Genomic DNA, 23,085 nt, shown 5'->3' on the forward strand with positions numbered 1-23,085 from the left:
TTAGCAATAGTTCGCACGACTATTAGCGAAAGTTTCTCATTCTTGGCAATAGCCAAGCGCTGCTGTTAAGCAGCAAGTTCGTTGAAGAAATCAGAGATTAGCAAGGGTAGAGATACTTATGACAGAAGAAGAAAATTTGAAAATAGTGCAGACAATAGTCGAAAACTATGAAAAGGGTACTGCCCTAACACCATCAAAAGAATACTTGGCAGAAGATATAGAGTGGATTGTATCTGGATCGATCGACGATCCCTTAACTGGTCGATATCTTGGCTGCGAACAAGTAGATGAGCTTTTTGCAATATTCAATCAGATAGTAGATGGAGGAAGTCACGAGGCAAAAGAGTACATCGTTCAAGGCGACAAGGTTGTAGTATGCGGGGAGGAAAGAATCCAGTTCAAGAACAACGGTCGTAATGTGCAAAGCAGTTTTGTCTATGTGATTACTCTGCGTGAAGGCAAAATCGTCCAGTGGCGAGTAATTTATGGGTATCCCTAATGGGAGACACTTTCTGATTTAGTTCGTTAAAGTAACGTTTAATCAAGGTTGGCTTTATTGATCAAACCAACCTTATTTTTTCATTATTAATTTTTCTACTTGTACTTTAAGTTAATTAGGAAGAAACGGTGATGAACATAACATTTTCAGGCTACCAAATAGCCAAAAAACTTCACGAAAGCGATCACTCGTTGGTCTATCGCGGACTTAGGCAAGTAGATAAGCAACCAGTTATCCTCAAGATACTCAAGGAACTTTACCCACCGCCGGAAAAAATTGCGTGGTTCAAGCGAGAGTATGAAGTCATTTGTAACTTGAATCTAACTGGGGTAGTAAATGCCTACAGTTTGGAAAGGGATGGCGACCGCTGGGTGATGGTATTAGAAGACTTTGGGGGTAAATCCTTAGCACAGTTGATGCAAGCAGAAGAAACCTCTCCCCCAACCCCTCTCCTACAAGGAGAGGGGAGAAATCTTCCTCTTCCCCCCTTACCTCGTAGGGAAGGGGGGTTAGAGGGGTTAGGTTCTTTGGCAGATTTTTTAACAGTAACTATTCAAGTTAGCGAGATTTTGGGTCAAATTCACCAGCAAAATATTATTCACAAAGATATTAACCCAGCAAACATTATTCTGAATCATACAACCGGGCAAGTAAAACTCATTGACTTTGGAATTTCTACAGTTATTTCGCGAGAAAATGCAACTTTTCGCAATCCAAATGTCTTAGAAGGAACGCTGGCCTATATCTCGCCAGAGCAAACCGGACGCATGAACCGTCCCATCGATTATCGCACAGATCTTTACTCGTTGGGAGTCACATTCTACCAGTTACTAACAGGTCAATTACCCTTCCCCACCGACGATGCGATGGAATTGGTGCATTGCCATATTGCCAAAGTTCCTTTACAGCCGCACCAACTCAAACCAGATATTCCCCAGGCAATTTCAGAAATTGTGCTGAAATTAATGGCAAAAAATGCCGAAGACCGCTACCAATCAGCATCCGGTCTGAAAGCAGATTTAGAACAATGTCTGCATCAATGGCAGCGGAAAAAGCAGATCGATCCCTTCCCTCTGGGGCGTGCCGATGCTTCCGATCGCTTTCAAATTCCGCAAAAGTTGTATGGGCGAGAAAAAGAAATTGAAATCCTATTGGCATCCTTCGAGCGAGTTAGCTTAGGAGCCTGCGAATTAATGTTGGTGGCAGGGTATTCCGGTATTGGCAAATCAGCTTTAGTACAGGAAGTCTACAAACCGATTACCGAATCGCGAGGCTATTTTATTGCTGGTAAATTTGACCAATTTCAGCGCAATATACCCTACGCCTCCCTGATCCAAGCATTTCGCTCCTTAATTCTACAGCTAATCACAGAAAGTAAAGCCCAAATAGCCGCTTGGCAAGACAAGTTGCTGGTTGCCTTGGGTTCAAACGGTCAGGTGATGATAGAAGTCATCCCCGAATTAGAACTAATTATTGGACAGCAACCGGAAGTACCTGCTTTAGCAGCTGCGGAAGCAGAAAATCGCTTCAATTTGGTTTTTGGTAAATTCATTAAAGTATTTACCCAGCCCGAACATCCGCTCTGCATTTTCTTAGACGATTTGCAGTGGAGCGATGGTGCTTCGCTGAAATTAATTGAACGTTTGATGACAGCGGCGGATACTAAATATCTATTTTTAATAGGAGCTTATCGGGACAACGAAGTCAGCGAAGCCCATCCCCTCATGCTGACCTTGGCAGAGATCGAGAAGGCTCATGCAATCATAGCTCGGATATTTCTTTCACCATTGGAATTGTCCGATGTTAATCAGTTGATAGTCGATACCCTTAATTGCGACTCAGAGACAGCTTTACCGCTAGCAAAATTGGCAGTTGCTAAAACAGGCGGTAATCCTTTCTTTCTGAATGAATTCTTAAAAGCTCTCTATGCAGAAGGATTAATTACTTTTGAGTATCAGCAAGGCAGTTGGCAGTGGAATTTAACACAAATTGAGAAGCGAGGCTTTACTGATAATGTAGTTGAACTGATGGCAGGCAAGATACAGAAATTGCCAGAGCAAACACAGGCAGTATTGAAACTCGCCGCTTGTATTGGCAATCAGTTCGACCTGCAAACTCTAGCAGTAGTCTATGAAAAACCTCTCAGAGAAACAGCAGGCGATCTATGGGAAGCGATCGCAGAAAACTTAATCTTACCCTTAAACGATGCGTACAAACTACTCGACCTCGACGTACAAGATTTTTTAGGTCAAGTAAATGTTGAATATAAGTTTGCCCACGATCGCATTCAACAAGCAGTTTACTCCTTGATTCCTGCGGAAGACAAGCAAGCAGTCCATTGGCAAATCGGACAATTGTTACTGCAAAATACCCCAGCAGACAAGCGAAACCAAGAAATATTTGAAATTGTCAATCAACTGAACCAGGGTAGAGAGTTAATTCAGCAACAAGCTGAGGGCTATGAACTGGCAAAATTAAACTTGCTAGCGGGACAGAAAGCCAAAGCCTCGGCAGCTTATCAATCGGCATTTAATTATTTGAAACTTGGCATCGAATTTTCGCCAAAAAATGCTTGGAAAACTGAGTATAACCTGACCTTAGATTTATATCTGGAAGCGGCAGAGTCAGCATATCTAATCGGCAAATTTGAAGAGATGGATCGGTTAGCTGAAATAGTCCGCCAAGAAGCTATCTCCTTGCTGGATAAAGTAAAAGTTTATGAGGTTGAGATTCAAGCCTACATTGCCCAGAACAAGCAAATAGAAGCAATGCAAGCTGCTCTCCAAATTCTTAAAATGTTGGGCATCACGTTTCCAGAGCAAATAACGGATTCCGATATAATGCTTGAACTAGAGCAGATACAGTTTACTTTGGGAGAAAAACGAATTGAAGATTTAGTATATCTAGCCGAAATGACAGATAGGAACAAACTTGCAGCAATGCGTATCCTCAACAATTTATTTGCTATTGCTTTTAAAGTTGCTCCTCATTTGCTAGCAATATCTGTATTTAAACAGGTCTATTTCTCACTCAAATACGGAAATGCTAATGAATCTGCTTTCACCTATGCCTGTTATGGGCTAATTATTGGCGGCATAATGGGAAATATTGATTCCAGTTATGCCTTTGGGCAACTAGCGTTAAATTTATTGTCAAGGAGCAATGCCAAAAAATTTAAAGCAGGAACAATAAACATCGTTTGCGGCGCGACAACCCATTGGAACGAGCATATAAGTAAAACATTAAAACTTTTGCTAGAGGGCTATTATAGCGGACTGGAAAGCGGAGCTTTGGAATACGCAGGCTATTGTTTATTAGTTTTTTGCGTGCATTCCTATTTTATTGGTAAGGAACTAGCTGGACTGGAACGAGAAATGGCTTTATACAGTGAAGCCATACGTCAAAACAAACAGCAAACTATCGTTAATTATTCTGAACTGTGGCGACAGGTAGTCTTGAATTTGCTGAGCAGAAATCAAAACCCTTGTCAGTTAATAGGTGAAGCTTACAATGAAGAGAAAATGCTACCACTTCAATTGACGGCAAACGATAGATCGGGAACTTACTACTTATTTTTTAACAAAATGGTTATCAGTTATCTCTTTCAGGATTACTTGCAAGCCGTTGTAGTTGCAGCTAGAGCAGAAGAGTATTTAGACGGAACCATAGGAATGACTCCTTTCTACCAATTCCATTCTTGGGATTCCCTAGCTCATCTCGCCGTATTTCCCGATGCCGACGAAGTAGAAAAAGAGCGCATCCTCTCAAAAGTCGCCGCCAACCAACAAAAATTAGAAACATGGGCAAATCATGCCCCCATGAACTACCTGCACAAATTCTATCTAGTCGAAGCCGAACGCGCCCGCGTCTTGGGCAAATACGGCGATGCCAGAGAATATTACGACACAGCCATCGCATTAGCCCACGAAAACGAATACCTCAACGAAGAAGCCCTCGCCAACGAACTTGCAGGCAAATTCTATCTATCCAAAAACCAAAATCATTTCGCCCGTCACTACCTGCAAAACGCACGCTACCTCTATCAGCAATGGGGCGCTGTCGCCAAAGTCAAACATTTGGAAACCAAATATCCAGAATTCTTAACCGCCGCCTCAGCAACTTCTTGGCCAACCAAAACCACCATTTCCACTATCATCACCACAGGTGGAACAACCTCCAGTCAATTAGATTTAGCCAGCGTCCTCAAAGCCTCCCAAGCCATATCCGGCGAAATCCGCCTGGACAAACTCCTCTCAAAATCGATCAAAATTTCGATCGAAAATGCTGGCGCACAAAAAGGCTTTCTCATTCTCCCCACCCAAAAACAAAGAGAAAACGAAACAAGTAACTGGGTAATCGAAGCATCCGCAACAGTAGATTCCGACGAAGTAATCACCCTCCAATCCATTCCCATAGACTTTGTAGACCCCACCACCCAAATACCCCTTCTGAGTACCGCCATAGTCAACTACGTCGCCCGTTGCCAAGAAACAGTAGTTCTCGACAACGCCGTCAGCGAAAGCCAAAATCCATTAGCAAAAGTCCAATATCGCAACGACTCCTACATTCTCGCCGCCCAACCAAAATCCATCCTCTGTCTTCCCCTCCTCAATCAAGGCAAACTCAACGGCATTTTATATCTAGAAAACAACCTCACCACCGGAGCCTTCACCACCGACAGATTGGAAATCTTAAACCTATTATCTTCCCAAGCAGCCATCTCCATTCAAAACGCCCAACTCTACGAAGAAACCACCGCCCTCAATGAAGAATTGAAGAAACTCGACAAACTCAAAGACGACTTTTTAGCCAACACCTCCCACGAACTCCGCACCCCCCTCAACGGCATCATCGGCATCGCCGAATCCCTCATCGACGGCGCAGCTGGAACCATGTCCCAACCGCAGATTGCCAACCTTTCGATGGTGGTTTCCAGCGGCAGAAGACTGGAGCGTTTAGTCAACTACATCCTCGACTTCGCCCAACTCAAAGGCCAAGAAATCGAAATCCAAACAAAGCCCGTAGACTTCGGCCAAATCACCGAAATCGTCCTCGCACTTTCCCAACCCCTTCTAGCTGGCAAATCCCTTCAACTCAAAAACGAAATCAAAGCAGATTTACCCCCGGTACAAGGCGACGAGAACCGCTTGCAACAAATCATACACAACTTGGTCGGCAACGCCATCAAGTTTACCAAATCCGGCTCCGTCACTATATCGGCAAATGCGGTCAACAACATGATGGAAGTAACAGTTACCGACACGGGAATTGGCATTCCATCTGAAAAATTCGACAAGATCTTTAAATCCTTCGAGCAAGTCGATGCCTCCATCTCCCGCGAATACGGCGGCACAGGTTTGGGCTTAAGCATCACCAAACAATTAGTAGAATTGCACGGCGGTACTATCCGCGTCGAATCCGAATTGGGCAAAGGTTCCCAATTCATCTTTACCCTCCCCATCAGCACACAAACAATAGATTTGAAACCGGATACAATCCAAACCCTCAGTAAAGTTCGCGAAGAAGCAGCATCCCCTCTACTTGTACCTTTAGAAACATTTCCTTCTCAAAGCGAATTCAATATTTTAGTTGTGGACGACGAACCCGTTAACTTGCAAGTAGTCGCCAACTACTTATCCCTGCATAAATACGGCATCATGCAAGCCAGTAGCGGGTCAGAAGCATTAGCCTTAATCGAGAATTGCCGCCCGGATTTGATTATTCTGGATATCATGATGCCCAAAATATCCGGTTACGAAGTCTGCCAAATAGTTCGCCAGAAATACAGCCCCAACGAATTACCCATTGTCATGTTGAGCGCCAAGAATCAAGTTTCTGACCTCGTACAAGGTTTGACCGTTGGCGCTAACGATTATATCACCAAACCCATCTCCAAAAACGAACTCATAGCTCGCATTCAAACGCAAATCAAATTGTGCAATTTGGAAGCATTGCGACAAAGCGAAGCGCGAGAAAGAGAGAAAGCTCGGCAGTTGGCAGAAGCGATGCAAACACTGCAACGCACTCAAGCCCAAATGATTCAAACCGAAAAAATGTCCAGTTTAGGTCAGTTAGTTGCTGGCGTCGCCCACGAAATCAATAATCCCACCAATTTTATCTACGGCAATATTACTTATGTCAAGCAATACAGTCAACAATTGCTCCATGTTTTGACTATTTATCAGCAACACTATCCCAATCCACCGGCAGAAATTGTAGAAGCGCTTTTAGATAACGAAATCGAATTTTTAAGCGAGGACTTGGATCGAATTTTGTCATCAATGGAAAACGGCGCACAACGCATTCGCACAATTGTCTTGGCACTGCGAAACTTCTCCCGTCTGGATGAATCCGACATCAAACCTGTGGATATTCACGAAGGTCTGGAAAGTACGTTGATGCTCTTACAAGCGCGTCTCAAACCAGAGGGAGGACGTTGGGAAATCCACGTGATTAAAGAATATGGCAAACTACCCAAAGTGACTTGTCGCGCTTCTCAAATCAACCAGGTGTTTATGAATATTTTCGGCAATTGTATTGATGCTTTGGAAGGGTATAGTAAATATCAAGTAGCTAATCCAAAAGAATCCCAGCCACTACCCACCATTCGCATTCGCACGGAAGTTACTACGTCCAACTCTATAATTATCCGAATTGCCGATAATGGCCCCGGCATGATACCGGAGGTACTTGACAAAATATTCGATCCTTTCTTCACGACAAAGCCGGTGGGGTCTGGGAGTGGCTTGGGATTGTATATTTCTCATTCTATTGTGGTGGAGTCTCACGGCGGGCAGTTAAATTGTATTTCGACACCGGGAGGGGGAACGGAGTTTGCGATCGAAATTCCCCTCCAAGCCCTTCAAACAATCAAGTTTTATTAACCAAATTTTCTACAGGTTTTACATTCGCATAGCGGCTTTTCATATTACGCTCGTACCAGTTCATTAATGGGGTGGCACTAATGCCATGCAAAATTACGGAAATGACGATAGTAATGTACGTAATCCAAGCGATTTGTTCACCCAATTCGTCTTTTAAGCCATTTCCAAAAGCATAGCAGAGATAATAGATGCTCCCCACACCGCGAATGCCAAACCAGCCAAACAACCAGCGGGTTGCGGTAGGATAGCGGCCTATTGTGCTAATCCAAGTACCCAAAGGACGGATGACAAAAATTAACAATCCTGCCACCAACAATGCTTCACCAGCATGAGCCTGGATTGCTTCCCATCGCAGAAGCGAACCAAGTAGTAAAATTGTCCCGACTTCCATCAGTTTTTCAATTCTTTCTATAAATTCTAGCTGAGAATTTCGCTTGTCTGGATCGCGATAACTGCGCTGTGCTACAATTCCGGCTACAAAAACAGCCAAAAATCCATAGCCGTTGACAAATTCTGTTAGGGAATAGGTGAGCAAAATGATGCCCAGAGCTACGAAATCCTCCATTAATTCATCGACTGGGCGGTGTTTTTGCAGTCGTTTGTCAATCCAGACAATAGCCTTTGCTACCACTATTCCCATGACAATGCCAGCTGCAATAGCCCAAATTAAATCAACGGCAACCCATTGTTTAAACCAGTTTGACCAATTATTATCTTTTAACGAGTAAATCCCGAAATAGACAAAGGGAAAAGCCAGGGCATCGTTTAAACCGCCTTCCGAGGTTAACCCAAAGCGCAATTCATCTTTATCTTCGACATCAGATAGCTGAACTTCTGAAGCCAATACTGGATCGGTTGGTGCGAGAATTGCTCCGAGTAAAATTGCTGGCCCCCATTCCATTTTTAATAGCCAATGACCTACGGCGGCGATGGCAAAAATTGAAATCGGCATCAAAAACCCAATTAGCCGCACTGTTGAACGCCAAGACCACAAATTGAGACGGCGATTCATTTTTAGTCCGCAGCTGAATAAGGAGACAATGACAACAAATTCTGTCAGTCGCTCTAGAAACTTGGCATCGGGTCGCAATTGAATTAAATGTACTCCATAGGGGCCAAGGAAGATACCGACGAGCAGGTATATGAGGGCGAAGGAGAGGGGTAATCGGGCAATCCAGCCCGATCCTAATGTAACAATGAGCAGGAGCAAGCCAATAACAAACAGGTCAATTATATAAATATCCATATATAGCTAGGGACTAGGGACTAGGGGCTAGGGACTAGGGGAAGAAGGGACTAGAATCAAGGCTTCGGCGTGAGCGCTCAGTCGAACGCTCAGCCGAACGGTTTGGTGGAATTAAGAACCTCGTAACGGCCTTGGCGGTTGCTATATATTAATTGGATAAAATTCAAAGCTGTCCTTTGAACTTTACTGAGCTTCCTCTTAGTTACTAATAACCTTTGGGTAGATTATTGTACATTTCCTTATCTGTCTGTTGGTTGAGGTTTTTGGAGGGGAAAGGGGCAGTGGGAGAGTATAACTGATGGATTATTTCTGCTTTCCCTGCACTAGCCCCTAGAGCGCCAGTCCAGTAAAAGAGGTTGACAAAAGCAACATGGTGCGATCGCTTATACAGACAACGGCGCAGGCGTTGCATTCGGGCAGAAAAATTGTTGCAGATTGCGTTCGCTTACTCCCCGAATGCTAATGCCTCCGGCACGCTTTGCGCGTTCGCCCCTACCCACACATCAGATTGTTTTTTTGTCAATTTATTCTACTGGACTGGCGCTCTAGCTCCTCTTAAATTACTTTGTGGGATTCCAAACAAACTTGCCGGTTTTGTCGATATAGCCCCATTTGTCGCCAATTTTTACCCCGGCAAGCCCTTCGGAGAAGTTCTCAGTCTCATTAAACTGCGGCGAGATGACTGTTTCCCCTGCCTTGTCGATGTAGCCCCACTTGTCGCCAATCATTACTTCTGCTAGTCCTTCGGAGAATTCGTCGGCATCATCAAATTGGGGTGCGATCGCCATTTTACCCGATGAGTCGATATAGCCCAACTTTTCGTCAATCTCTACCGCTGCAAGCCCTTCGGAAAAGTCATCAGCATCATCAAACTGGGGCTCGATCGCGATTTGGCCACTCCGATCGATATAGCCGTATCGATCGCCAATTTTTACCCGTGCCAGCCCTTCAGAAAAGTCGCTAACTTCATCAAATTTTGGCGAAATGACTACTTTTCCCGTCTTGTCGATATAGCCCAGCTTGCCATTCTGTCTAACGGCAAACAGTTGGGTTAAATCTTGCTTTGGCGGCGGTGAGCCAGTTGACGCCTGCGTCTGCTCTACCGGGCGACAGGATACCAAACCTGAAAGGGTAAGGCAGAGAAAAAGAGAAATGGATGTGTTGACTTTTAGTTTCATCTGTGATTTGTAAGCTCGCTCCCACAGTTTACCGAATATAATGTAGCCCAGTTTTGAGATGCGATCGCTTTATCTGTTGCTCAGCAATAGTATAGCTAGCCCCTAGTCCCTAGCTATATATGCTAAAAAAGATATGGTTTGGGGTGGCAGAAGTGAGCAGAGAAGCACTTTCTTACGAAGTTGTCAGACAATTTGCATTATCTGCTGAGGCGGTTGAATGCCTCTGGAGGACGAGCGATCGCTCTTTTTCGGGTTGCGTTGCGGAAGTTTGGTTTAGCGACTTGAGAACTGCGGGAGAATTTGCGGGGGTGTGTAGCGATCGTCTGGGGGTAAATTGCAAGGTTCGGGCTACTTCAGATGGGCCAGCACAGTTTTATGTATCGGTTCCCTGCGTGTGAAGATGCGATCGGGTGCGATATGCCTTATGCTGGCTAGGCCAACGCATTTTTTTGTCAGAGAGAAGGAGTGCGATCGCCTCCCAGTTTTAACCAACCAAACAAATCTCCTACCGTTAACCGTAATTCTGCTAAAAAATCTGGCATGGGTAGCACCTCTTCAGCTTTCTCCAAAAATTCCGGTTGCTTTCCGGCTGGATAAGCTAACACCGATTTTTGTTCTGGATCGAGTAACCAGCCTAATTTGCTACCGTATTTGAGGCAGTGCAAAATATTTCCGGTTACTTTAGTTTGGTTTTGGTCAGGAGATAAAATTTCGATCGTCCAATCTGGATAACTCTCGAAAACATTCGCCACATCGCCATTATGATCGACAGGTATTCTTTCCCAAGCAAACACCGCCACATCTGGCACGATCGAACGTCCGCCAAAAGTACAGCGCAATTCTGGAAAAGCCATAGCAATTCGCCGCTCCTCCACCACTTCGTTAATAACAGTGACTAGCTTTCCCTGTAATTTGCTGTGCTTTCCCTGTGGCATAGGTTTTTGGATAATTTGATTGTTGATGTATTCGCTAGCTGGTTTTGTTTCTGGCAGTTTCAGAAACTCTTCTAGAGTGAGTGTTTTTGTCGGTGTTTGTACCATAAATAATTGCTATTGGATATTGTTCCATTATATGGTATAAGGGCGGTTTTTTGGGAAAATTTTATGATTATAACCCGTATGTTGGATAAACCCGCCCCTACCAGATTATCTGCTAAACCCGCCCGTAAAGTTGGCCTGTACCCAAACCCGCCCCTACTCTACAATCTGTAGCAAACATTTAGGTATTCGATATTAGTAGGGTGGGCATTGCCCACCTTCTTTTACTCGTAGAGTTTCACACCTCGAATCGAATAATCCAACAACTCCATCGGGTGCATAATCGGAACTTCCTTACCTTGCAACTGCAAATGCTTGCTAATTTGCAAAGTACAACCAGGATTGGCAGAAGCAATTAACTCAGCACCAGTATTCAGCAAATTGTCAACCTTTTGCTGACCCAATTCATCAGCTACTTCCGGTTGCAGCATATTGTAAACACCAGCACTACCACAACACAAAGCCGCATCAATTGGTTCTCGCAACTTCACCCCCGGAATTTGCCGCAATAGCTGACGCGGTTGCACGCTAATCTTTTGTCCGTGCAACAAATGACAGGCATCTTGATAAACTAAAGTCAGTTCCCCATCAGTCAGCGGTGATAATTTTGTCGTCAATCCAACCAAAGCCAAAAACTCTTGAGCATCTTTTACCTTTCCGGCAAATTCTTTTGCTTTTTCCCGATAATTCGGGTCATCTTCTAAGATGTGAGCATATTCTTTCAAAGTATGACCGCAACCAGCAGCATTGATAATTACAAAATCCACTCCTGTGCCTTCAAAACTATCAATCATCTGCCTAGCAAGCGCTTGTGCTTGTTCTTTTTGTCCTTGATGTTCTGGCAATGCGGCACAACAACCTTGAGATTTAGGAATCACAACTTCGCAACCATTGGCTGTTAAAACGCGCACAGTTGCATCATTAACTTTGGAGAAAAATAGACGTTGTACGCAACCTAAAATTACCCCAACCCGATAGCGTTTCTTACCTTCAGCCGGAATAACTTCTGGCAGAGTATCTCGAAACGCTTTTAGAGTTACATTTGGCAGAATAGATTCCATTGCCCCCAATCGGGGAGATATCTGTTTAAGTAATCCAGTAGCGCGAAAAAATTTGGGAAATCCCAACTTTTGATATATCAACAAAGGCGCTAGCAAAACCCGCAACCGATTGGGATAGGGAAATAAGTTAAAGATGAGTTGCCTAACCAGTTTATCTGGCAAACTGCGCGAATAATTTCTCTCTATCTGCGGACGAGTCGCGGCAATCAACTTGTCATATTGTACACCCGACGGACAGGTAGTTACACAAGCGAGACATCCCAAACAACTATCAAAATGCTGCACCGTTCCCTCACCAAGAGGTGCTTCACCTTCATTGATAGCATCCATCAGATAAATCCGCCCTCTTGGCGAATCCATCTCTTTACCAATTACGCGATAACTGGGACAAGTGGAAAGACAAAATCCGCAGTGAACGCAAGTATCAATGAGTTTCGGGTCGGGCGGATGATTAGCATCAAACCCACCTAAATTATCTGAATTTATGCCCGGTTTTTCGGAAATTTGCATCTTCTCTCTTTCTTCCTTTGCGCCCTTTGCGTATTCGTGTTTCGTTTAAACTAAATTCCTGCCACAAAACGATGTGGGCTTAAAATATTTTCTGGGTCAAATTGCTGTTTGATTTGCCGCATTAAATCGAGGGCGTTGCCGGAATAGCCCCAGACATCCAGCTGTTGTTTGAAGGAAATTGGTGCTTCAAGAACAGTGAGGAAACCGCTGTGAGATTGACAGTGCGATCGCATTTTTGTAACGCAATTCAGCGCATTTTCTGGATTAAACCGCAATAACCCTAACCCACTACCGGCGTGAATCAATCCAATTCCCTGCTGATGGGAAATGTTATCCAACAGAGTGAGAGTGGCGACGGCAGCAGTGGGTAGCATTCCTATTTTGCAAATAATTTCGGGTTCTTGACCAGATGCCCAGATTTGTTCTGCTAACTTCTGCCATAATTCAGCCTCATCATTTCCGGTATAGCTGCTGCATTGCAAACCCAGTGTTTGCCCTACTTCTAGAAGTCTAGTTGATTGTTGTTTGATACTTTCTGTGATGTTTTGGAAGCGAGTAATTAATCCCATGCCTTTACCAAGTCCCAGGTTAGTTACCACAGCCGTCGATCGCAAATCGACTGCTGTGGGGGTTAAGGCGGAGGCGAGAAGGGTTTTGGTGGCAAGTGCGATGGCATCCCCGATACCAATCAGCACGACTGTCTGTGACGCTTCTGGCAGGGGATAAACGCGAAACGTGGCTTGCGAGATCATGCCCAGGGTGCCAAACGAACCAGTGAATAGTTTCATCAAGTCGTATCCGGCAACATTTTTTACCACGCGCCCACCGGCTTTGGCGATTTGACCATCGGCACGGACAAAGGAAATTCCCAGCAACATATCCCGCACGCCGCCATATCGTTGCCGCAGAGAACCGGCGTCAGCAGTAGCTACGATGCCGCCGATGGTTGCTGTTTGGGGATAACTTGGATCGAGAGCGATAAATTGTCCAGATGCAGCCAAAATTGCCTGTATATCGGATAATTTCGCGCCTGCTTCGACGGTGATGGTTAAATCGCCGACTGCGTGTTCGATGACGCGGTTGAGGCGTGAGGTGCTAATTACTACATCGACTCCTTTAGCTACACCACCCCAACTCAGTTTGCTGCTGCTGCCGCAAGGTAAGACGCGCCAACGCTGCTGGTAGGCGCAGGCGATGACTTGGGCGAGTTCTGACTGGGTGTTGGGATAGACGATGCAGGTAGAAGTGGTGCCGGATGATACTGTCTCAGATATGTGTTTTTGCTGAGAAACTTCGATGTTTTCCCAGTCGCGGACTGCTGCTGGGCCAAGGATGTCGGTGAGAGTTTGTGCGATCGCTTTCGTTTCTTGAATCACTATTATATTTTATTACTGTTTCCTGACGATAAATATTTTATTTCTTCTTGAATATTCTGTCTAGCCTTCTCTTCTAATGCGGTAAACATTTGCTCTGTGAAATATATTCTTTCTCGTTTCAAAAAATTCTGCAAGACTTGTTTACGGCCCGATCGATATTCTCCCTCTGAAAGCCAGGAATATTCTTGACGTATTGCTACTGCATAATTTCGATATTCTGTCTCAAACGCACCTAATATGGATAAGTCTGCATCCAAAAATATTTGGCTATCAATACTGTTTTCAATGGCTTGATGGGTTTTCGTTGTTAATATTAAGTTTACAGCATTATCTATCGTTTCTGCTGAAATTCCTATATTTGTCAAAACATCTGCTGCATAAGCAGCGCTTTTTTCTTCATTATCTTTAGCTTTGGGATCGTAAATGACATCGTGAAACCAAGCAGCAAATTCAAGTGCGGCGAAATTTTGGGATTGCGATCGCATCAAGTCTATTGTATCTAAAACTTGCTGTATGTGCGCCAGATTATGATAAAATCTATCCGTGCTAGCATAGGCTGCTGTCAAGTCAAAGAATAACTTATATGCAGCGATTGGTGCAACTCGAAACGGTTGCAGTAAAGACTGCCATCTTGAGAATGCGATCTGCGACTGCTTTACCAATTTTATATCACCTCGCTCAGAATGCTCAGCCTATCTCTAAATTAAAAACGTTCTACCGATTCAAACTGTTTTGCACTTTGAGCATTGGCAGCTTCCCCACAAGTGCGAGGAGTAGGGAAAATTTTCCCAGGATTTGCTAAACCTTTAGGATTAAAAACTTGCCGCACCCATTGCATTGTTTCTAAATCTATCTCGGTAAACATTTCTGGCATATAGCATTTTTTATCTGCACCGATGCCATGTTCTCCAGAAAGACTGCCGCCGACTTTTACGCAGAGTTTGAGAATGTCTCCGCCTAATTCTTCTACTTTTTCTAATGCCCCTGGAACAGAGTTATCGTAAAGAATTAGTGGGTGCAAGTTACCATCGCCTGCATGAAATACATTGGCGATGCGATATCCGTATTTCTGACTTAAATTTTCAATCTCTTGCAGCACAAAAGACAACTGCGTGCGCGGAATTACGCCATCTTGTACGTAATAATCGGGACTCATGTGACCGGCGGCGGCGAATGCTGCTTTACGTCCTTTCCATAATTTTAACCGTGTTTCTAAGTCGTTAGCTGTGGTGATACTGCGTGCGCCGTTTTTGGTGCAAATTTCGGCAATGCGCTTTTTATTAGCGGCGACTTCTACTTCTAAACCATCTACTTCTACTAGCAAGATGGCAGCAGCATCGCGGGGATAACACCCGGTTGCAACGACATCTTCGACAGCGTTAATGCTGAGGTTATCCATTATTTCCATACCAGCTGGAATAATGCCGGAACCGATAATATCTGAGACGGATGCACCAGCAGCTTCTATGTTAGTAAAGTCTGCCAAAAGAACGCAAATTGATTCTGCGGTTTTGAGAATTCTGAGGGTGATTTCTGTGGCGATGCCAAGGGTTCCCTCAGAACCGACAAACAAACCTGTGATATCGTAACCTGGCATTTCTGGAACTGAGCTACCGACATCAACAATTGAGCCGTCGGGAAGGACTAATTTTAATCCTAGTACGTGGTTTGTGGTGACTCCATATTTGAGGCAATGGACGCCGCCGGAATTTTCGGCAACGTTACCACCTATTGAGCAAACAATTTGGCTAGAGGGGTCGGGTGCGTAGTAGAATCCTGCACCGCTGACGGCTTGGGTTACCCAGTTATTAATCACTCCTGGTTGCACTACGACTCGCTGATTTTCTAAGTCTATTTCCAGTATTTTTTTCATTAATGCGGTGACGATGAGGACGCAATTTTCTACTGGCAATGCACCGCCAGAAAGTCCTGTTCCGGCACCGCGTGCGACCCAGGGGATTTGATTGCGATCGCATATTTTGACCGCTTCTGCCACTTGTTCCGTCGTTCGCGGCAGCACCACCACCGCCGGTCGCTGTCGGTAGCTGGTCAGTCCATCGCATTCATAGGTCAGCAATTCTTCGCGGCGCTGAACTACACCATTTTTACCAACTACATCTTCAAATTGTTTGATGATTGGTTGCCAATTTATTTGTTGTTTTTCTTGGATAATCATGGGTGGTTTCCTAAAATAGTGGTGGATATTTAAGCTGTGATGAAATGGGGAATTTACAAGGTGCGTAACTCGGATATTACTTCCTCTGATAGCGTTATAGCTGTGATTGTAATCCCAGCTAATCCTGGGAAAAAATCGACATAATCTGCTTGTCTGCGAAATCTTCGCAACCGAGTTAGCTTTTCTGCGACTGATTTACGCACTGGGTCAGGACTAAAGTCATGCGGGTATTCCAAAGTGATAAACATTTTGCTCCGCACCTCGTATGGCATATCTGGAATCTGGAAAGTAATGCTTAACCTTGTCGGGTGCTTCCAGCAGTACTGGGACGAGAAAGGGATACTTGGCAATAAACTGTAATATTTCCTCTCGCCCTCTGAAGGTGTATGCTCCCTCCAAGGCTTCAATGTCAGCTTTAGGGATAATTACTGCTGTTTCTGTCATGGCGTAGTCAGTCTCCTGCGATCGCTCTGAATAATATTGTTGCAAAAAATCAGGTCAAAATGGGATATACAGCAGTTTTGATTTGAGTTAACTACAGTGGTGCGTTAGCCACAAGGGTAATGCGCCTTACCCTTGTGGCTATCGTCCCAATTTAGTAAGCAGTTGCTTTCTATTTTCTATTGCTTCTTTATTTGCAGGCCAGATTTCAATAGCTTTGTTGTAAGCTGCGATCGCATCGTCGTTCTTTTGCATTTTCTCTAAAACTATACCTCGCTGATACCAAGCTTCTGTGTAATCTGGCTTAATTTGAGCGGCTTTATCATAGGAAGCGATCGCCACATCGTATTTTTTCAATTTATCTAGAACAACGCCTCGGTTATACCAAGCTTCGGCGTAATCTTGTTTTATTTTAACTGCTTTTTCCAAACAGGCGATCGCTTCTTCGTACCGGCTTAATTTTATCAGCACGTAACCTCTTCCAGACCAAGCTTCCGCAGAATCAGGCTCGATCGCCAAAGCTTTGTCAAAAGATGCGATCGCATCATTATATTTTTGCAATTGCCCCAACGTCGAGCCGCGTTCTACCCAAGCTTCCGCATAAGCTGGCTGAAGTTTTACAGCTTTTTCCAAAGATGAAAGTGCTTCTTTATAGCTTTGTAATTTATTTAGCACAATTCCTTTATTATACCATGCTTCCGAATAATCAGGCTGAATTTCCACAGCTTTATCTAGGGAACTTAAAGCTTCTTGGTAGCGCTGTAATTGATTTAACACTACCCCCCGATCGTGCCAAGCTTTCGGATAGTTTGGCTGGATTTCCACAGTTTTATCTAAGGATGTTAGCGCTTCTTCGTAGCGTTTCAATTTTTCCAGAACGACACTCCTATCGTGCCAAGCTTGTGAATAATCTGACTTAATTTTGAGCGATTCATCATAGGCTCGCAGTGCTTCTTCATACTTCTGTAATTTTGACAATGCTTCGCCGCGTTTCACCCAAGCTTCCGAGTGGTTTTTGTCGATTTGAATTGCTTTTTCTAAAATTCCCACTGCTTCTTCGTAACGGTGCAATTCTATCAATATTTTGCCTTGATTTAACAATTCAACGGCTTCCGGTATTTGGGGTAAAGGCGTTGAGGTAACTGATGCTATAGAGTTTTGACTATCCGTTGGTGTAAATTGAAATAACTTTGAGATACCCACACTAACAACTGCTGTTAACACTACGAGCAAAAGTTGGGAATACTTTACAAGCGAGCGCTCATGGGAGCTTGGAAGAAAAAAGCGTTGAGTATAACCAGCAATAGTAATTTGTAATTTTTGCAGATCGTTGAGTACTTCCGGTGCTGATTGGTAGCGATCTCTGAAGTGCGATCGCACCATTTTGTCTAAAATTGCGGCCAACTGCTTGCTAACCTGTGCGGATTCGCGCCAGCTAATTTCGCCCGTTTCTGGATCTTCCTTCAATTCGTCTGGGGATACACCAGTTAATGCTTGAATTGCTGTCATCCCCAAAGCATAGATATCGCTGTTAAAACGCGGCTTTCCTCCCAGTTGTTCGTTTGGCATATAGCCGCTCGAACCAATGAGAATAGTGCCACTCGTTTGTCCCTTTGCGTTAGTTATTAAAGTACTGATTTCTTTGACCGCTCCAAAGTCAATTAAAACGAATTTGCCATCCGATCGCCGTCTGATTAAATTTGAGGGTTTAATATCGCGGTGAATAACATTTTGTTGGTGGACAAACGTCAATACTTCCAAAATATCTTGTAAAAAAACAATAATCTCAGCTTCGCTGAGTTGTTTATCTGGGGTGAGTTCTTGGCTGAGATCTTCTCCTTCAATAAATTCCTGAACCAAATAGAATTCTTGGTTTTCCTCAAAGTGTGCAAGCAACTGGGGGATGCGATCGTGCTTCCCCAAGCGATACAGAACTTGTGCTTCTGTGTCGAACAACCGTCTCGCCGTCTGCAAAAGCGGTGGGTCTATATCTTTCGACTTAAGTTGCTTAACGACGCACTGGGGTTTACCAGGGAGGTCTCGATCTTCAGCGACGAAGGTAGCACCGAAACCCCCGCTTCCCAGCAGACGAATGATTTGGTAGCGCTCACGCAGTGTTTGTCCAAGCATCAGGTTCGTGCCCTGTAGCAGTGCTGGTACAGATTGTTACATGGATTTTGCCACAGAACTACACATTTGTAAAAAACAACTTTCTATGAGGCGATTTTTCTGCTTCCCGTAAAATCGAAATGAAAAGAGCAGGGGAGGGATAAAACCCGGTTTCCTGCTCAATTAACCTGTTTTTATTTTGCGCCTTTGGTTGCGTTGTCTGCTCTGAAATACCGACTCAGCCTGCTAAAAGTTTTAAATTGGCAATGAAACTGTTCCCTTCTCCTTCAGATCGGGCGATGGCTCAGCTTTCTGTTTCGGCACTTCGTAAATTTGACTAGCCTCGTGTTCGGCTTGGATACTGCATCGCTCCGCGCTGTAAACAAAAACTTCTCCAGTGTCAATTATATAAACCCAGGCGTGGAGGTTAATCTGGCCTTTGTGGAGTTTGGATCGAATCACTGGGTAGGTTCGCAAATTTTCCACTTGAGTGAGAACGTTTTCTTCAATTGTGGCATTTAAAAGTGCCTCCCCTTCAAGATATTTGTAGTTTTCTTTGATGATACGACGAGTTGCTTCCGCGTACTTTAACCAATCATAAAGCAAAGGCATTTCTTCAGAAATAATGTTCAGTTTCAGCAGTCCTTTCATCGCTCCACAATCTGAATGACCGCAGATAATAATATCCTTGATGCCAAAAGCCTGGATAGCATACTCTATGGTTGCACCTTCACCGCCATTTGTTGCACCATAAGGCGGAATGATGTTCCCAGCATTGCGAATAATGAAGAGTTCACCAGGCTCAGTTTGTGTAAGCAGATTGGGGTTAATCCGGGAGTCGGAGCAAGTGATGAAGAGGATGCGGGGCTGCTGATCGCGAGACAGTGCTTGAAACATCTCGCGGTGGCTTTTGAAGTAGTTTCGTTGAAACTCATGGACACCTTTAGTTATTTTTCGCATTGTTAGAGTCCCTGGCCTTTAAAAAACAAGAATATAGTTTCTTACTCTAGTTGATTCGGCGGGAAATAGTCAAATTCAGATCTGGCACTTTTCTCTATAATACTTAATAAACCTGGTTTCTGAATGAAAAATTAAGTATTTTCCCTTGACTTATTGACAATAAACAAAGGTGATGACAGTGGTGCAAGATGTGAGCAAAGCGTAATCTTTGGCGATCGCAGTATCGCTAAAATGCTATATATACATAAGCCAGACAAAACATAGCCCACCTACTGCTGAACAACCTGTCGATAAAATTCTTCCAGTGCTTTGACACAAGCTTTGTCGTCATAAACATAATCCTGACGAGCTTTGATTCGTTCTGCTATCTGGCGTCGCCAAACCGGATCTAAACCCAATTTGATGGCAATCTCAATATATTCAGCTTCGGTTTGAGCGATCGTATCCGTTACTCCTAGCATTCTGAGAAAGCTATCAGCGTGACGACCTCGCATAAATTTGCCCGGACAGGTAACAATGGGTAAATTGCAAGCGATCGCCTCTAGCGCTGTATTCCCACCCGACCAACTTAAAGTATCCAAAAATACATCTGAAAGTAAATTAATCATCAGATAATCCGGTCGAGTCGGAATAGTGAGAAATACACAGTAATCTTCGCTGTTCAAACCCACCGCAGCAAAGGCACGAAATAGCCGTTTTTTCAATAACTCACCCCGCAGAAAAATAAACTTGGCTTGAGGCACACGACGCGCAATCTCAGGCAAAATATAATCATATTGCGGCAAATATTTAAAAGGAGCTTGGCAACATAAATATAGAACAGAATCATCCCGCAATCCAAAATCTGCACGATTCTTTGTCAGCACCGGAATATCTTCTGGTTTCGGGTAAGCAACGCCAATATTAGGTAAACGAATCAGCGTCTCAGAATAATGCGATTCTGCATTTTCCGGTTCCATCAACTCGCTGGATAAAAAGTAGTCGATCGTTGGTATTCCCGAAGTAACCGGATGTCCCCACGCAGTGCATTGAACTGGCGCAAGACGTAACCCAGCCATTTTAACTGTTTGCGAATCCATGCCTATTTCTGGAAATACAATAATATCTAGTTTATCGGTAAGTATCTGTTCGCAGACTGCTTCCATATTTCCAGGAATATGATGAAAGAAATCACTGTAATCTTGAAACTGTTTCGTGATATAATCTGGCTCGTTACCTGTGTAGTAACAGTGAATTTCAAAGTTTTGTTTATCGCAGTTACGCAACCACCCAACTAGCCATAAAGTGCCGCTATAAGAGTGCAGATAATTTGAGACGTACCCGACGCGAATTCGATCCCCCGATCCCCCCTTGTTAAGGGGGAATCTTCCCATTGACAAAGGCTGAACCCAATTCGGGTAGTTAGCCGCCATAATTTGATGCACTAAATTTCCCCAACTTCGCTGCAACTCTAAAACGTTTAGTCCTTGATGTCCTAAATAAAAGGTTGTGACGCATACTAAACCCGCCAGAGTATTTTTTTTATCTTCTGGGGTTTCGAGAGATGTCTGCTCAATTAAATCTTGCAGTCCTTGTTCGTATCGCTGACGATAAAACCTGATTTCATCTTCAGTATCGTAGACAAGAGGCAGCATTAATTTATCGAGAATTTGGAAAGTATAATCGTTTGGCAAGAGGCGCGATGCAGTTGCAGCGCTTGCGATCGCTTCTTCCTTCTTTCCCCTTGTCTGAAAGAAGGTTATCAGTGCAAAATGCAGTTGACCTGCTGTAGGATAAAGGCGGATACCTTCTTGCAGCGTGCGGATAGCTTCTTCCGCTCGATTGAGATTTCTAAAACATTCGCTGAGGTAAAAATAAACTTCTGGATTTTTAGTACAATTTTCTAGGAAATGCTGATATTTGTCTATGGCAATTTCATATCTTCTCTGTTGATATAATTTATTGGCAGAGTCTAGGATATAAGCTGGACTTTTTTGGAGATTTAAGGCAACTTCCAGGTTATTCAATACATTGATATTGCCAGGATTGAACTTAAGCGCTGTCTGATATAGTTCGATCGCTTGCTCAATCTGGTTTTGTCCCATTAAAAGATTTCCCAAATTGATGTAACTACCGAAGTGTTCGGGATTGGCAGAAATTGCCTGTCGGTAAACTGTTTCAGCTTTGGTTATTTGGCCTATCTGTGCTATAATATTGCCTAAGTTATTATAGGCGTCGAGTAAGTTGGGGTCAAGTGCGATCGCGTCTTGGTAAGCTGATATAGCTTGGGGAATCTGATTGGATTTTTCTAAACTACAACCGAGTACATAATACGCCTGTGCGTTTACAGTATCAATCTTTAAAGATTTAGAAATAGCTGTTTGTGCAGCTTGATAATTTTCGGTTTGATAATAAAGTATGCCCAAGTTTAGCCAAGCTTCTGCATTATCGCCGTTAGCGTTTAAATACTCTCGGTATTTTGACTCGGCGGCTGCGAATTTTTCTTGATGGTGTAAGTTTAAGGCTTGTTGATATAGGGTGTTCACGGTTTTCTCTGTTTATGGTAATGTCGGGATTTTGCATTAGATCATTTTACCAGTATCCAGCAGATGCGATCGCGTTAGGCAATTATTCCTCTTTGAGCAAGCTTAACTTTATTGTTTGTTAGTCTTCGTTTTTATGACATTATCCTATAAACTCTTGAACTCGTAGCCAGACTTTTTCTACCAAATCAGGCTGTTCTACATCAAACCATTCAATTTCAGGATATGCCTTAAACCAAGTGCGTTGTCGTTTGGCAAATTGCCGCGTGTGTAAAACAGTTAAATCTTTGGCTTCGGCAAGCGAAATTTCTCCAGCTAAATATTGTTTCATTTCTCCATAACCCAGTGTATCCAACAAAGGTAAATCGGAACCATATTTTTGGCAGAGAGTTTCTACCTCTTTCACCAAACCATCTGCTATCATTTTTTCGGTACGCTGTTCGATGCGCTGGTTTAGATGCGAGGAATCGCAATCTAAGCCAATTTGTAAAATAGGATAATCCGGGGGATTTTCTCCCTGTTGCTGAGAAATCGGTTTGCCAGTGACGTAAAATACTTCTAAGGCTCGTAACGTCCGCACTGGGTCATTGGGGTGAATCTTTTGGGCAGCAGCAGGATCGACTTGTTGGAGGAAGGCGTAAAGTTGAGTTTGACCGAGGGATTCGAGTTGCGATCGCAATTCCTTCTGCGGTGCCACCCTGGGAATTTTCATACCCCGCACGATCGATCGAACGTATAAACCCGTACCGCCAACTAACAAGAGTGGGGTCGGGGGAGAGGGGGACAGGGGGGGAGAAGCGATCGATGTTTGAGCCTGCTGCTGGTAGTCAGCAACAGTCAAAGTCTCCGTAGGATCGCAGAGATCAATTAAATAGTGTGGCACTAACTGTTGCTCGGCAGATGAAGGCTTAGCAGTGCCAATATCAAACTCGCGGTACACCTGACGGGAATCAGCACTTAGAATTATAGAACCCAGCCGTTGCGCTAATTCCAAAGCCAGCCCCGACTTACCCGTCGCCGTAGCTCCACAAATTGCAATCAGTTTTGTAGTATTCAATGCGATCGTCCTAAATCGAAAATCTGTAA

At 43.9% G+C, this 23,085-nt stretch carries 16 protein-coding genes; 3 read left to right on the plus strand and 13 right to left on the minus strand.

Annotated elements, in window-relative coordinates:
- The first annotated feature begins 118 nt into the window (after nucleotides 1-118).
- Both LAY57_RS16695 and LAY57_RS16700 read left to right on the plus strand, forming a co-directional pair.
- Nucleotides 119-499, plus strand: coding sequence for a nuclear transport factor 2 family protein (locus LAY57_RS16695; protein ID WP_249067916.1), 381 nt, complete (start codon nucleotides 119-121; stop codon nucleotides 497-499).
- A gap of 131 nt (nucleotides 500-630) precedes the next feature.
- On the plus strand, nucleotides 631-7,383 hold the full coding sequence (locus LAY57_RS16700; protein ID WP_249067917.1) for an ATP-binding protein: 6,753 nt from the start codon (nucleotides 631-633) through the stop codon (nucleotides 7,381-7,383).
- Here LAY57_RS16700 and LAY57_RS16705 read toward each other — a convergent pair.
- The 3 genes from LAY57_RS16705 to LAY57_RS16715 form a co-directional block, all read right to left on the minus strand.
- Nucleotides 7,370-8,629: a cation:proton antiporter gene (locus tag LAY57_RS16705; RefSeq protein WP_249067918.1), complete on the minus strand. Its 1,260-nt coding sequence runs from the start codon at nucleotides 8,627-8,629 to the stop codon at nucleotides 7,370-7,372. The genes LAY57_RS16700 and LAY57_RS16705 overlap by 14 nt on opposite strands.
- 205 nt (nucleotides 8,630-8,834) lie before the next feature.
- Complete coding sequence (locus LAY57_RS16710) at nucleotides 8,835-9,041, minus strand: hypothetical protein (protein ID WP_249067919.1); 207 nt, start codon at nucleotides 9,039-9,041, stop codon at nucleotides 8,835-8,837.
- Between the two features lie 148 nt (nucleotides 9,042-9,189).
- A complete protein-coding gene (locus LAY57_RS16715) occupies nucleotides 9,190-9,807 on the minus strand; it encodes a WG repeat-containing protein (RefSeq protein ID WP_249067920.1) in 618 nt (205 codons plus the stop codon).
- A 119-nt stretch (nucleotides 9,808-9,926) separates the two neighbouring features.
- Here LAY57_RS16715 and LAY57_RS16720 point away from each other — a divergent pair, with 119 nt between their 5' ends.
- Nucleotides 9,927-10,205, plus strand: a complete 279-nt coding sequence (locus tag LAY57_RS16720) for a hypothetical protein (RefSeq protein WP_249067921.1) — start codon at nucleotides 9,927-9,929, stop codon at nucleotides 10,203-10,205.
- 54 nt (nucleotides 10,206-10,259) lie between these two features.
- Here LAY57_RS16720 and LAY57_RS16725 read toward each other — a convergent pair whose 3' ends face one another.
- The 10 genes from LAY57_RS16725 to miaA form a co-directional block, all read right to left on the minus strand.
- Nucleotides 10,260-10,847: a Uma2 family endonuclease gene (locus LAY57_RS16725; protein ID WP_249067922.1), complete on the minus strand. Its 588-nt coding sequence runs from the start codon at nucleotides 10,845-10,847 to the stop codon at nucleotides 10,260-10,262.
- A 221-nt stretch (nucleotides 10,848-11,068) separates the two neighbouring features.
- Nucleotides 11,069-12,415, minus strand: coding sequence for a (Fe-S)-binding protein (locus LAY57_RS16730; protein ID WP_249067923.1), 1,347 nt, complete (start codon nucleotides 12,413-12,415; stop codon nucleotides 11,069-11,071).
- 50 nt (nucleotides 12,416-12,465) lie between these two features.
- Nucleotides 12,466-13,791 carry an FAD-binding oxidoreductase gene (locus LAY57_RS16735; protein ID WP_249067924.1) on the minus strand — a complete coding sequence of 442 codons (1,326 nt, stop codon included), beginning with the start codon at nucleotides 13,789-13,791 and terminating at the stop codon, nucleotides 12,466-12,468.
- A gap of 2 nt (nucleotides 13,792-13,793) precedes the next feature.
- Nucleotides 13,794-14,453, minus strand: coding sequence for an HD domain-containing protein (locus LAY57_RS16740; protein ID WP_249067925.1), 660 nt, complete (start codon nucleotides 14,451-14,453; stop codon nucleotides 13,794-13,796).
- Between the two features lie 41 nt (nucleotides 14,454-14,494).
- A complete protein-coding gene (gene glcD, locus LAY57_RS16745) occupies nucleotides 14,495-15,967 on the minus strand; it encodes a glycolate oxidase subunit GlcD (RefSeq protein WP_249067926.1) in 1,473 nt (490 codons plus the stop codon).
- Nucleotides 15,968-16,186: 219 nt separating this feature from the next.
- On the minus strand, nucleotides 16,187-16,411 hold the full coding sequence (locus LAY57_RS16750; protein ID WP_249067927.1) for a hypothetical protein: 225 nt from the start codon (nucleotides 16,409-16,411) through the stop codon (nucleotides 16,187-16,189).
- 138 nt (nucleotides 16,412-16,549) lie between these two features.
- A complete protein-coding gene (locus LAY57_RS16755; protein WP_249067928.1) occupies nucleotides 16,550-18,538 on the minus strand; it encodes a serine/threonine-protein kinase in 1,989 nt (662 codons plus the stop codon).
- A 234-nt stretch (nucleotides 18,539-18,772) separates the two neighbouring features.
- Nucleotides 18,773-19,477, minus strand: coding sequence for a carbonic anhydrase (locus LAY57_RS16760; protein ID WP_249067929.1), 705 nt, complete (start codon nucleotides 19,475-19,477; stop codon nucleotides 18,773-18,775).
- A gap of 269 nt (nucleotides 19,478-19,746) precedes the next feature.
- Entirely contained in the window at nucleotides 19,747-22,002 is a 2,256-nt protein-coding gene (locus LAY57_RS36260; RefSeq protein ID WP_249067930.1) for a tetratricopeptide repeat protein, read from the minus strand.
- A 139-nt stretch (nucleotides 22,003-22,141) separates the two neighbouring features.
- Nucleotides 22,142-23,056, minus strand: coding sequence for a tRNA (adenosine(37)-N6)-dimethylallyltransferase MiaA (gene miaA / locus LAY57_RS16770; RefSeq protein WP_275994082.1), 915 nt, complete (start codon nucleotides 23,054-23,056; stop codon nucleotides 22,142-22,144).
- Between the last annotated feature and the right edge of the window lie 29 nt (nucleotides 23,057-23,085).

This window comes from Argonema antarcticum A004/B2 (assembly GCF_023333585.1).
Lineage (GTDB): Bacteria > Cyanobacteriota > Cyanobacteriia > Cyanobacteriales > Aerosakkonemataceae > Argonema > Argonema antarcticum.